Here is a 13,091-nt window from a genome sequence, read left to right on the forward strand (position 1 = left end):
TTCACGTGAAACATCGACGGCCGAAGCGGTGATGTCGATGTTGGTAGAACAGGGCGCAGGGATATGCACCAGTCATTTGATGTCATTGTTATTGGCGGTGGCCACGCGGGCAGCGAAGCCGCGGCTGCTGCCGCAAGGCATGGTGCAAAAACCGCCCTTGTTACCCATAAGCGTGAGACGATTGGTGTCATGTCGTGTAATCCCGCCATAGGCGGTCTGGGAAAGGGACACCTCGTTCGGGAAATCGATGCGCTGGATGGTTTGATGGGCCGGGTTGCCGATGCGGCAGGTATTCAGTTCCGCATGCTCAACCGTAAGAAGGGTCCGGCTGTCCGTGGTCCGCGAACCCAAGCCGACCGCCGGCTCTACCGCGATGCCATGCAGCGGGAGATCGATGCGATTGAAAACCTGACCATTATTGAAGGCGATGCTTTCGATATTGAGATGGCGCATGATCGTGTCGCGGCAGTTATCATGAAGAATGGTAGCCGGATTCCGTGTGGCGCAGTGGTGCTGACGAGCGGTACCTTCCTACGTGGCCTCATTCATATCGGTTCCGAAAAGATTCCTGCGGGACGCGTTGGAGAAATGCCGTCAGTTGGCCTCTCTGATACGCTCTCGCGATTGGGTCTCGTTATGGGGCGCCTTAAAACCGGCACCCCTGCCCGACTGGACGGACGCACGATCGACTGGAATGCGGTGGATCGGCAGGCTGCCGATGAGGATCCTGTCCCCTTTTCCTTCATGACGGATCGTATTCTCAATCCCCAAATTGAATGTGGTGTAACTCGAACCACGCCAGCTGGCCACAAGATCATTCAGGACAATATTCATCTGTCGGCGATGTATTCGGGACAGATCGAAGGGGTCGGTCCGCGTTATTGCCCGTCGATTGAGGATAAAATCACCCGTTTCGGTGAAAGGGACGGTCATCAGATATTCCTCGAGCCGGAAGGTCTCGACGATCACACCATTTATCCAAATGGTATATCAACGTCCCTTCCCGCTGCCGTGCAGGAACAATTTATCCGAACGATACCGGGCCTTGAACAGGTGACGATTCTGCAGCCGGGTTATGCGATCGAATATGACTATGTCGATCCACGCGAGCTGAAACCCTCGCTGGAATGCCGTAAGATTGCGGGATTGTTTCTAGCCGGCCAGATCAATGGAACGACGGGTTATGAAGAGGCGGGTGCTCAAGGTCTTGTTGCCGGCTTGAATGCCTCGCTTTATGCAGGCAATGCCGATCCGGTCTATTTTAGCCGAACCGAGTCCTATATTGGGGTCATGATTGATGACCTGACATCGAAGGGCGTCAGTGAACCCTACCGCATGTTTACCTCCAGAGCGGAGTATCGCCTTTCGCTGCGCGTGGACAATGCGGATCTGCGGCTTACACCAGTTGGCCAGATTGCTGGCATTGTCGGCCGCGAGCGGCAGGAACGCTTCGCGAATTTCATTTCCGATTTGGATCGTACTCGAGAGCTGCTGAAGACTATTTCCATCAGCCCATCCCAGGCGGCAAAGCAAGGGTTGAAACTTAATCAGGACGGTCAACGCAGGTCTGTTTATGAATTGCTCGCCTATCCGGATATGTCTCTCGAAGTCCTTGCCAAGCATTGGCCAGAACTGGGCGCCCTCCATGGGAAAGTGGCCGAGGCCTTGCAGATTGAGGCGAGTTATGCGGTCTACATGCAAAGGCAGAGTGCTGATATCATCGATATCAAACGGGACGAAGACAGGAAAATCCCTCATGACTTTGATTTTAAGAGCCTAGCCGGCCTCTCCAACGAGCTTAAACAAAAGCTGGAAAAAGCCCGTCCTGAGAATATCGCCCAAGCCGCTCGTGTTGACGGCATGACACCGGCTGCGATATCGCTGCTGCTCGCACTTCTGCGGAAGGATTCCGCAACGCGAAGTGAAAAATTACGCATGCACCAATAGCGAGTCGGATTATGAAGATAAACGGCCAGAGTGTTTCACGTGAAACACAGGAAAGACTCGAATATTTTGTCGAGCTTTTTAAGAAGTGGAACAGAACCACAAATCTGGTAGCGCCTTCCACTCTCGCGGAGCTTTGGAACCGGCACGTTGCCGATAGTGCCCAAATATTCCAACTCTCGCCGCAGCCAAAAAAATGGATTGATCTTGGAAGCGGCGGCGGATTCCCCGGTGTTGTCACCGCGATTTTTCTTGCTGATCTTGGCGACGGCTGGGTTGATCTGGTCGAAAGCAACAATAAAAAGGCGGCATTCCTGCGAATTGCACTGAAGGAAACCGGTGCGAGAGGTGCAGTTCACCCTGTCAGGATCGAGACAGCACCGGAGATCATCAAAAACTGCGAGGCTGTTTCGGCTCGCGCGCTCGCCGAACTGGATTTGCTTTTCGATTATATTCATCCCTGGGCGCAGAATAACCCAAATCTCAAGGCCTATTTTAATAAAGGCCGGGATTATGATTCTGAAGTGCAGAAAGCACATGGTCGCTGGAAGTTTGATCTGGTAAAACATCAGAGTGCCATTGAGGCAGATTCTGTTGTTCTTGAAATCAGCAACCTTGCTTTGAGGCGCTGACGAACTGGCCAGGTGCGGCATGACTTTTGAAAAAAACCGGATTATCGCAGTTGCTAACCAGAAAGGCGGCGTCGGTAAAACAACAACCGCCATCAATCTGGCTACCGCACTGGCGGCTATTGGTGAGCGTGTGCTGATCGTGGATCTGGACCCGCAGGGTAATGCGAGTACCGGGCTTGGCATTGACCGCAAGGAGCGCAAGCTTTCTTCCTATGATCTTCTCCTGGGGGATCATGGGGTAGCGGACGTTGCTGTTCCCACGGCCGTTCCAAATCTCGATATCGTGCCTTCCACGATGGATTTGCTCGGTTTCGAAATGCAGGTCGCGAATGTTTCCAACCGCGTTTTCCTGCTGCGTGCGGCCATGGAGACGATGGAAGCCAAGGGCTACTCCTACATTCTTGTTGATTGCCCGCCCTCTTTCAATCTCTTGACGATGAATGCGATGACGGCCGCCCATTCGGTGCTGGTGCCGCTGCAATGTGAGTTCTTTGCCCTGGAAGGTCTCAGCCAGCTGCTGGATACGGTCAGCCAGATACGTGGATCGGTCAATCCGCAGCTTGATATACAGGGTATCGTTTTGACGATGTTCGATGCGCGTAACAATCTTGCGCAACAGGTCGTTTCGGATGTGAGAAGCCATCTTGGCGAGAAGGTTTACCATACCCTCATTCCACGCAACGTTCGTGTTTCGGAAGCACCGTCCTATGGTAAACCGGCCATTCTTTATGACCTGAAATGCGCCGGCAGTCAGGCCTATTTGCAACTTGCATCCGAAGTGATCCAGAGAGAGCGCCTGCGCAAAGCTGCCTGACATTTGCGGACTGTATGGAGTAATATCTTATGAGTGATGATCTTTCCAAGCGTCGGTTGGGGCGCGGTCTTGCCGCATTGATCGGTGAAATGGATCAGCCCGTACCGGTCGGCGAGCCTCAACGCGCGGTTAACGCTGATCGCACCATTCCCATTGAATTCATCGCTCGCAGCCAAAGAAACCCGCGGCGTCATTTTGATGAAAACGAGCTGCAGGACCTTGCTGCCTCTATCCGTCAGCATGGAATTGTTCAGCCAGTGGTGGTGAGAACGGTAGGAGTCAACCGCTACGAGATTATCGCCGGTGAGCGCCGCTGGCGCGCGGCGCAGCTGGCGGGCTTTACCGATGTTCCCGTCATTGTTCGCGACGTCGATGATCGCACGGCGCTGGAACTGGCGATTGTCGAAAACGTACAGCGTTCCGATCTCAATCCGCTCGAAGAAGCGATGGGGTATGAGCAGCTCATCGCCGAACATGGCTATACGCAGAATGATCTCGGTGAAATCATCGGCAAGAGCCGAAGCCACGTTGCCAACAGCCTGCGGCTTTTGAAGCTTCCCGATCCGGTAAGGGATATGCTGGCGGATGGTTCGCTCTCCGCAGGTCATGCGCGCGCGCTTGTTTCCACTTCCGATCCGGCGACGCTCGCGAAAACAATCGTATCCAAGGGACTTTCGGTTCGTGATGCCGAGCGCCTGGCGCAGAATGACATCAAATCGCAGGGCGATGTTGCGGAGAAGCGACCTGCTGCGGAAAAGGATTCCGATACCATTGCGCTCGAACGCAGCCTGTCCGATGCTCTTGGGCTGGATGTAAAGATCAGCCACAAGGGCGGATCTGGGCAAATCCGTATCGGTTACCGGACATTGGAACAGCTTGAAGCGGTATGCCGGCTTCTGGAGCAGAAATAAGTACCTATTTGTTTTAAAATATAAAATACCCGCCTTTGGCGGGTATTTTTATTTATGGGCTCAAAAATCGATGGCCCGGCCTTTTATTTCGTAATCGCCGAAACGCACGGGTTCTGCACCGCCGCGGCCGCCGGTTTCCGGCGGCAACTTGAGATCGGCCTGTTGCCTGCGCCGTTCTTCCGCTTCTTTCAACGCTCGCTGCGCCGCCGGCGAAAGTCGCTTTACACCTTCCGCGCCGCTGTCTGTGGCGTTGTCATTATTCGCATTCTGCATGAAATCCTCCCTATGACGGGATATTGAAATACGTTTGCCGTTTACCAGATGATATATAATCCGAGGGGCTTTATAAACCCCGGAATATTCCCGGTGAGTGACAAGGAGAGTTAAACGGATGAACATGATGCGCACGGCAATGCTTCTGGCCTTCATGACCGCATTGTTCATGGGTGTCGGTTTTCTGATCGGCGGCAAGGGCGGCATGATGATTGCTCTGGTCATCGCAGCCGGTATGAATATTTTTTCCTACTGGAACTCTGACAAGATGGTTCTCTCCGCCTATCATGCGCGGGAGATCGACGAGGCGAATGCGCCCGAATTTTTTCACATGATCCGCGACCTGTCGCAAAATGCCGGTCTGCCGATGCCGAAGGTCTATATTTACGATAGCCCGCAACCCAACGCCTTCGCGACCGGGCGTAATCCGCAGAACGCCGCCGTTGCCGCTTCGACAGGATTGCTGGAGCGTCTGACACCGGAGGAAGTGGCCGGTGTCATGGCGCATGAGCTTGCGCATGTGCAGAACCGGGATACGCTGACCATGACAATCACCGCCACGCTGGCGGGCGCCATATCCATGCTCGGCAATTTTGCCTTCTTCTTCGGCGGCAACCGGGAGAACAACAATAATCCGCTCGGCTTTATCGGCGTGCTGGTGGCGATGATCGTCGCGCCGCTGGCCGCGATGCTGGTGCAGATGGCGATCAGCCGCGCACGGGAATATTCCGCCGACCGGCGCGGCGCGGAAATCTGCGGCAACCCGCTCTGGCTTGCTTCCGCATTGCAGAAGATTTCGGGCATGGCGCAGCGTATCCACAATGACGATGCCGAGCGTAACCCGGCAACGGCGCATATGTTCATCATCAATCCGCTTTCCGGCGAGCGCATGGACAATCTCTTCTCCACGCATCCGAATACGGAAAATCGCGTGGCCGCACTGCACGCCATGGCGCAGGAGTTTTCCCCGCGAGGATCGACGCCGCCGCCATCGGGTGATAGACCTCTGCGCAAATCAAGCTCCGTTCCCAAAACAGGCTGGGGACGAGGCAATGAAAACGAGCGCAAGGGGCCGTGGTCTTGACATCCGATATTCAGAATAAGCCGGCGCGGTCCAGAAAACCGAGACCGGCTAATGGGAAGGGCCGTGAAGACGGCCCTTCGTCTTTCCAGGATAAGCCGGGTCTCGCCGCGCGCATTGCCGCCACTCGCATTCTGGCCGCCGTTCTGGAAAAAAAGACCTCGCTCGATGGGATGCTCGACAGCGAGAACGGCAATCCCGTCTATCGAGCCCTGTCGCTTGCCGACCGAGCGCTGGTGAGGGCGATCGTCAACAGCGCGCTTCGCCACCTTCCCCGGATTGAAACGGCTTTGTCGATGCTGCTCGATGGTCCGCTGCCGCAGGGCGCGCGATCGCTGCATCATGTTCTTGTCGTCGGTGCGGCGCAGATGCTTTACCTCGATGTGCCGGATCATTCCGCTGTCGATCTCGCCGTGGAGCAGGCTCACCGCGATCCGCGCAACCGGCGTTTCGTCAAACTGGTGAACGCTGTTCTTCGACGGCTCGGTCGTGAAAAGATGGAGATCGAAAAGGCTGTCGCCGACGTTCCCGTGCTGCCGGACTGGTTCTACGAGCGGCTTGTTTCGGCTTACGGAATTGAGGCGGCTCAGAGGATTTCGCAAGCGCAGCTGACGCCTTCCTCCATCGATCTCACGATCAAGGTTGATCCCGCTCTGTGGGCGGAAAAACTGGGCGGTACGCTGATGCCGAACGGCAGCGTGCGTCTGGGTGAATTCGAGGGGCAGATCCCCTCGCTCGAAGGCTTCGCCGAGGGTGCATGGTGGGTGCAGGATCTTGCCGCCAGCATGCCGGTTCGGCTTATGGGTAACATTGCGGGCAAACGTGTTGCCGATCTCTGTGCGGCCCCGGGCGGCAAGACCGCGCAGCTTGCGCTGGCGGGCGCCAAGGTGACGGCGCTGGATCAGTCCGGAAACCGTCTTCGTCGCCTCAGGGAAAACCTCGACCGGCTTGGTCTCCGTGCCGAAACGGTGGAGGCCAATATGCTGAAGTATCAGCCGGAACAGCTCTTTGACGCGGTCCTCCTCGATGCGCCCTGTTCTTCCACCGGGACACTTCGCAAACATCCCGATGTCTGCTGGACCAAGGGTGAGAACGATATTGCCAAACTCGCTGCCCTTCAGGGCCAGATGCTGCGGCATGCGCTGACCCTTGTTGGACCGGGCGGTCTCGTTGTCTTCTCCAATTGCTCGCTGGATCCTTCTGAAGGAGAAGCGATGATTGCCGAGGTTCTGGCGGAAAATCCCGACGTGGAGCGTGTTGCCGTCAGCCGCGAGGATTGGCCCGGAATGGAAGCGGCCATCAGTCCCGATGGCGATCTTCGCACAACGCCGGATATGTTCGGCGGCGTCGATGGGTTTTTTAGCAGTGTCTTGCGTAAGAAGTAGAAAAAAGCCAAGCTCTCGCGAATCATTAGATATTTATCGAAAACGTTCCGGTCGTCGCGGTTCACTGATAAAAACAAAACATGTGAAACGGGAAACACAGCTTGTTAGGGTCCTTTGCAGGCAGCATGAATGCCGCCGGTCTTCTGTCGCGGATGGCGTATCGTCATCTGTGTGTCGGACTCACTCCTTTGCGCCTGCATATGTCGCGATTTGCCACTCGTGCGCCAGACGGTCTGGTGGCGGCGCCGACCGATCTTAGAGCCATCGATCCCTATTTCGCCGAGGAACTGTTGCGGGGCCGCATCGCGCTGGCCGGGCGTGTCGTCGAAACCGGCGGAGCTTCGCCATTTCAGATGGAATATCCCTCGGTGGTCTTTGAAGAACGGCTGCATGCATTTAGTTGGCTACGGCATATTCGCTCCGATAAATCGAGCGAGGCCTGCAAACGAGCGCGCCGCATTGTTGCGGAGTGGATGGTGCTTCATGGCAAACGGCTTGCAGGTATTGCTTGGTCACCGGAAATCGCCGCACAAAGGCTCATTGCCTGGCTTTCGCACTCTCCCGTCGTTTTATACGAGGCCGATGCCGGCTTTTATCGCCGGTTTCTGAAAAGCCTCGCCTTTCATGTGCGGTATCTCGAAAGAATTGTCAGACACGCGCCCGATGGCGAAGCGCGGCTGAGGATCAGGATTGCATTGGCCATGGCTTCCATTGCCATGCCAACGCGCCTTTCACGGATCACGCGGAATGGAATGAAGCTGGCTCAGGAAATGGAACGCCAGATTCTGCCCGATGGCGGACATGTTTCCCGTAATCCACGCGTCATGCTGGATCTGTTGCTCGATCTCCTGCCGCTTCGGCAAAGTTATATCAATCTTGGCCATGATCTGCCGTCAGGTCTGGTGCCGGCGATAGACCGCATGTTCCCGGCGATCCGGTTCTTCCGGCATCAGGGCGGCGATCTCGCGCTGTTCAACGGCGCCACGGCCACGCTCGCCAATGAGCTTGTTTCCGTATTGCGCTATGATGAAACGGCCGGCCGGCCTTCAAAGGTCCTGCCGGATGTGAACTATCACCGGCTTGCGACGGACGATACGGTCATCATCGTCGATACAGGGTATCCCGGCTCGGCGGAGCTTTCACGGAGTGCTCATTCGGGTTGCCTGTCTTTCGAAATGTCCTGCGGCAAGAACCGCTTCATCGTCAATTCCGGCTTTCCACGTAACGCCGCGCCGGAATATCAGCGCGCCAGCCGTTCCACGGCGGCGCATTCCACCGTCACGCTTGCGGATACCTCATCCTGTAGACTGTCGCGCTCGCGGCTACTTGGTCCGATTATGGTGTCAGGCGTTAGCCACGTCGACAGCAGGCGCGGGGCGGATGCTAACGGTAATGATGTTCTCTGGGCATCACATGACGGTTATTTACAGAATTTCGGTTGTTACCATGAGCGGGAAATAGAACTGAATGCGGTCGGCACCAAGATAAAGGGGCGGGATCTGCTGCGGCGCGACGAAAATGCGGCGAAAGCGCAATCGCAGTCGGTCACAGCGGTTTCACGTTTCCATATTCATCCCCACATTCAGCTACATCAGCGGGATGAGGAGTCGGTCTATCTGGAGGCAGCGGATGGAATCGTCTGGCTGTTTTCCGCACCCGGGCTGGAGCTTTTCGTCACCGAAGATGTCTTCATGGCCGACGCATCCGGTATGCGCCCGTCGCAGCAGATTGAACTCCCCTTCAATCTTGCGAATACGCGGGAAATCCGCTGGCTGATCGAACGCCAAGCCTAGGCAAATTTCCGGCAATGCCGGTCAAAAACCACCATAGTTGTCATCGTTCGGCATCCCCGCTGTTTATTAATCCGGTAAGCTGTGTTAACGCGGCGGCAATTGCTGGATCAATTCCATTCCAGCCTGTCCTCCCCGTTAAACGGAGTATGCCTGATGGCCGTCGTGTCCAAGAAAATTCCCGCCCCCGATAAGGTAAAAATCCGCACGGCGCTTCTCTCCGTGTCTGACAAGACGGACATTATCGAATTGGCGACGGTGCTTTCCAAGCTTGGCGTCAAGCTGCTTTCGACCGGCGGTACGGCAAAGGCCATTGCTGAGGCAGGCCTGCCGGTTACGGATGTCTCAGACGTCACGAATTTTCCCGAGATCATGGATGGTCGCGTGAAGACGCTGCATCCCAGCGTTCATGGCGGCTTGCTGGCGATCCGGGATGATGCCGATCATGTCGAGGCGATGAAGGCGCACGGCATCGAGGCGATCGATCTATCGGTCATCAATCTCTATCCCTTCGAAGAAGTTCGCGCCAAGGGCGGCGATTATCCGACGACGGTGGAAAACATCGATATTGGCGGCCCGGCCATGATCCGCGCTTCCGCCAAGAACCACGCCTATGTCACTGTGGTTACCGATCCGTCTGACTATCCCGATCTGGTTGAGGCCCTGCAGGCCGATGACGGCCAGACGTCCTATACGCTGCGCCAGCGATTTGCCGCCAAGGCTTATGCCCGCACCGCTGCCTATGATGCGGTGATTTCCAACTGGTTCGCAGAGGCGCTTGCAATCGAAACGCCGGATTACCGCGCTATCGGCGGCGCGCTGAAGGAAAAGATGCGGTATGGCGAAAACCCGCACCAGAGCGCTGGTTTTTACCTCACCGGCGAAAAGCGTCCTGGCGTTGCGACCGCGACGCTTCTTCAGGGCAAGCAGCTTTCCTACAACAACATCAATGACACCGATGCAGCTTACGAGCTCGTGGCGGAATTCTTGCCGGAAAATGCGCCGGCAGTCGCTATCATCAAGCACGCCAATCCCTGCGGCGTGGCGACGGGGCCGACACTTGCCGAAGCTTACCGGCGGGCGCTGGCATGCGATTCCGTTTCCGCTTTTGGTGGCGTGATTGCCCTGAACCGCACGCTCGATGCGGAAACGGCGGAAGAGATCGTCAAGCTCTTCACCGAAGTCATCATCGCGCCTGATGTCACCGAAGAAGCCAAGTCCATCATCGCCCGCAAGCCGAACCTGCGCCTTCTTGCCGCTGGCGGTTTGCCTGATCCGCGCGCGGCTGGCCTCACTGCGAAGACCGTCTCGGGCGGCCTGCTGGTGCAGAGCCGCGACAATGGCATGGTCGAGGATCTGGACCTCAAGGTCGTCACCAAGCGAGCGCCGACACCGCAGGAACTTGAAGACATGAAGTTTGCCTTCAAGATCGCCAAGCATGTGAAGTCCAATGCCGTCATTTACGCCAAGGACGGGCAGACCGCGGGTATCGGCGCAGGCCAGATGAGCCGTGTGGATTCCGCGCGTATCGCTGCCCAGAAGGCGGAAGATGCCGCCAAGGCTCTTGGTCTTGCCGAACCGTTGACGCGCGGCTCCGCCGTCGCTTCGGAAGCATTTTATCCCTTTGCCGATGGTTTGCTCGCCGCGATTGCTGCTGGCGCTACCGCTGTCATCCAGCCGGGCGGCTCCATGCGCGATCAGGAAGTGATTGACGCTGCGAATGAGCATAATGTGGCAATGGTCTTTACCGGCATGCGCCACTTCCGCCATTAAGCGCGGAAATAATCAGGAATAAAGAAGGCCCGGAAATTGATTTCCGGGCCTTTTGTTTCACGTGGGACAGTCTTGGCGCCGCAGTGTTCAGGTCACGGCTCCAACCTGCCACGGCACAAATTCATTATCGCCGTAGTCGTATATTTCGCTGACGGTCTTGTCGCCGGACGCTACCGCCAGAATATGCTCGAAAATTCGTTTGCCGGATTCTTCGATGGTTTCAGCGCCGGTGACGATCTCACCGCAATTGATATCCATGTCTTCCTTCATGTGTTCATACATTTCGGAATTGGTGGCGATCTTGATGCACGGCGACGGCTTGAAACCGGAAACCGAGCCGCGACCGGTGGTGAAACAGATGACGTTGCAGCCGCCCGCGACCTGGCCGGTGACGGCAACGGGGTCATAGCCGGGTGTATCCATGAAGACGAAACCCTGTTCCGTCACGGTTTCAGCAAACTCATAAACCGCCTTCAGCGGCATGGAGCCGCCCTTGGCGACCGCGCCCAGCGATTTTTCCAGAATCGTGGTCAGGCCGCCAAGCTTGTTACCGTGGGAGGGGTTGTTATTGAGTTCGTCGCCATTGCGGGCGGTATAATCACGCCACCAGTCTATACGCTGTAGGAGCTTCTCGGCGACGGCAGGGGTGACGGCGCGCTTCGTCAGGAGATGCTCGGCGCCGTAAATCTCCGGCGTCTCCGAGAGGACTGTGGTGCCGCCGTTACGGACGATGAGGTCGGAGGCGTAACCCAGAGCCGGGTTGGCGGAAATGCCGGAATAACCATCCGAACCGCCGCATTCCAGCGCCACCTTCAGCTTGGAAAGCGGTTGTTCCGTGCGGCGGGCGGCATTGACCATAGGCAGCATGGCCTTGATCTCGGCGATCGCCGCATCGATTGTCTTGCGGGTGCCGCCATGCTGCTGGATCGTCATGGTGCGCAGCCGCTCACCCTCTTCCATCTTGTAATGTTCGAGAATGGGCGCGATCTGGTTGGTTTCACAACCGAGGCCGATCAGCAGAATGCCGCCAAAATTCGGGTGGCGGGCATAACCCTGAATGGTGCGGATCAGCAGGCGGTAACCTTCCGATTTCGTATTCAGCGCACAGCCGCCGCCATGGGTCAGCGCCACGACGCCATCGACATTGTCGAAACCATCAAGGCCGCCCTGCTTGTTGAAATAATCCGCGATGTAACGCGACACCGTGGCGGAACAGTTCACCGAAGCGATGACGCCGATATAGTTTCTCGTTCCAACACCACCGAGACCGCGGTCATAACCCCTAAACGTCCGGCGTTCGGCTTCCGGCACCATGCCCTTTTCTTCGATATCAACACTGAACTGATGTGCGTGTTCGGAAGGCACCATGGCGAGATTGTGCAGGTGCACGTGCCGGCCGGGCTCAATATCCTGGGTGGCGATACCAATGACCTGTCCGTATTTCAGCACCTCATCGCCCGATTTGATGAACTTCAGGGCCACCTTGTGCCCTCGCCCGATCAGCTCGAGCGCCGCCAGATCGCCCCTGCCCGTCGCGCCGCCGGCCGGAATGGACCGACGTGCCACCGCGACATTGTCGTTGGCGTTCAGCAAAATGGTTGCCTCGGAATTCTCACTCACGGGTTATCCTCCTCCCGTTATATTGCCTGCTATGTTTCTAGATCAATTTTCGACCCAGCGTCTCTTCGAACCTTCCAGATGCGTATGCATGGCGGCCTGCGCCAGCAGTGGGTCTTTCAGTTCAAGCGCCGCCAGAATGGCCTCGTGCTCCTGAAGGGCTTGGGTCCAGGTATCGCGGTCTTCAAATTTCACGCGAAGCTGGGCCGAAATGGGGCTGTGGCGCTCGTCGAAGAGGTTCGCCACCATTCGGGCCAAAACGCTGTTACCGGATTGCTCGGCGATGGTGACGTGAAACAGTCGATCCTGATCCAGAGGCTTGCGGCCGGCTTCGATTTCCCGCTGCATGGTATTGAGTATCTGGCGGAGGGTCGCGATTGTCTCATCGGTCATCCGGCTTGCCGCCAACACGATGGTGGCACCCTCCAGAGCGGCGCGCGCCTGCATCAGTTCGGACGGGCTGTCACCCAGCGACTTGGTGTGATGGGTCGTCTGAAGCGCTTCGGTAGATACGTAGACGCCGGAACCCATGCGAATTTCGACGGTGTTGTCGATCTCAAGCGCAATCAGCGCCTCCCGCAATGACGGTCTCGACACGCCGAGTTTCTGTGCCAGTTCCCGCTCAGCAGGAAGCCGCGTCCCAGGCAGGAATTCACCCATGTCGATGAGTTCGCGTATCTGATCCGCAATCTGTTGATACAGCCTGCGCGGTTCCGCTATTTTGGCCTGACCACTCATGAGTTTTTTGACGAGTCCTGTCTGAAAACTTTATTTGGCCTTACCGTAACGCCAAGCGTATCAATACGCAAGGAATTACTTAAGTATATGAAAATAAGTGATTATTGTCGATTTCTTTCTAGCGCGCTGCCTC

11 protein-coding genes are annotated in these 13,091 nt (G+C 56.6%); 8 read left to right on the plus strand and 3 right to left on the minus strand.

What is annotated here, in order from left to right; all coding sequences use genetic code 11:
• The first annotated feature begins 63 nt into the window (after positions 1–63).
• The 4 genes from mnmG to ACQZ48_RS13330 are packed head-to-tail and all read left to right on the plus strand — an operon-like array spanning position 64 to position 4,301.
• Positions 64–1,947: a tRNA uridine-5-carboxymethylaminomethyl(34) synthesis enzyme MnmG gene (gene mnmG, locus ACQZ48_RS13315; protein ID WP_191217158.1), complete on the plus strand. Its 1,884-nt coding sequence runs from the start codon at positions 64–66 to the stop codon at positions 1,945–1,947.
• Between the two features lie 11 nt (positions 1,948–1,958).
• Entirely contained in the window at positions 1,959–2,576 is a 618-nt protein-coding gene (gene rsmG / locus ACQZ48_RS13320; protein WP_137412365.1) for a 16S rRNA (guanine(527)-N(7))-methyltransferase RsmG, read from the plus strand.
• A gap of 19 nt (positions 2,577–2,595) precedes the next feature.
• Positions 2,596–3,390, plus strand: coding sequence for a ParA family protein (locus tag ACQZ48_RS13325; RefSeq protein ID WP_142912890.1), 795 nt, complete (start codon positions 2,596–2,598; stop codon positions 3,388–3,390).
• 29 nt (positions 3,391–3,419) lie between these two features.
• On the plus strand, positions 3,420–4,301 hold the full coding sequence (locus tag ACQZ48_RS13330) for a ParB/RepB/Spo0J family partition protein (protein ID WP_003505321.1): 882 nt from the start codon (positions 3,420–3,422) through the stop codon (positions 4,299–4,301).
• Positions 4,302–4,361: 60 nt separating this feature from the next.
• Here ACQZ48_RS13330 and ACQZ48_RS13335 read toward each other — a convergent pair whose 3' ends face one another.
• Entirely contained in the window at positions 4,362–4,574 is a 213-nt protein-coding gene (locus ACQZ48_RS13335; protein ID WP_077983668.1) for a DUF1674 domain-containing protein, read from the minus strand.
• 118 nt (positions 4,575–4,692) lie between these two features.
• Here ACQZ48_RS13335 and htpX point away from each other — a divergent pair, with 118 nt between their 5' ends.
• The 4 genes from htpX to purH all read left to right on the plus strand — a co-directional run bounded on the left by htpX (position 4,693) and on the right by purH (position 10,603).
• Positions 4,693–5,658 (plus strand): zinc metalloprotease HtpX, encoded by a 966-nt coding sequence (gene htpX / locus ACQZ48_RS13340; RefSeq protein ID WP_191217160.1) that lies wholly within the window; start codon positions 4,693–4,695, stop codon positions 5,656–5,658.
• On the plus strand, positions 5,655–7,040 hold the full coding sequence (locus ACQZ48_RS13345) for an RsmB/NOP family class I SAM-dependent RNA methyltransferase (protein WP_448728891.1): 1,386 nt from the start codon (positions 5,655–5,657) through the stop codon (positions 7,038–7,040). Before htpX ends, ACQZ48_RS13345 begins: the two co-directional genes overlap by 4 nt.
• A gap of 125 nt (positions 7,041–7,165) precedes the next feature.
• Positions 7,166–8,833 carry a heparinase II/III family protein gene (locus ACQZ48_RS13350; protein WP_165691251.1) on the plus strand — a complete coding sequence of 556 codons (1,668 nt, stop codon included), beginning with the start codon at positions 7,166–7,168 and terminating at the stop codon, positions 8,831–8,833.
• Positions 8,834–8,986: 153 nt separating this feature from the next.
• Positions 8,987–10,603, plus strand: a complete 1,617-nt coding sequence (gene purH, locus ACQZ48_RS13355) for a bifunctional phosphoribosylaminoimidazolecarboxamide formyltransferase/IMP cyclohydrolase (protein ID WP_137412361.1) — start codon at positions 8,987–8,989, stop codon at positions 10,601–10,603.
• Between the two features lie 87 nt (positions 10,604–10,690).
• On the opposite strand, the gene ACQZ48_RS13360 is transcribed toward purH, so the two are convergent.
• Positions 10,691–12,223, minus strand: coding sequence for a UxaA family hydrolase (locus ACQZ48_RS13360; protein WP_020809849.1), 1,533 nt, complete (start codon positions 12,221–12,223; stop codon positions 10,691–10,693).
• 42 nt (positions 12,224–12,265) lie between these two features.
• Positions 12,266–12,958, minus strand: coding sequence for a FadR/GntR family transcriptional regulator (locus ACQZ48_RS13365; protein WP_448728892.1), 693 nt, complete (start codon positions 12,956–12,958; stop codon positions 12,266–12,268).
• Positions 12,959–13,091 lie beyond the last annotated feature (133 nt).

It is taken from the genome of Agrobacterium sp. 22-209-1 (genome assembly GCF_053522485.1).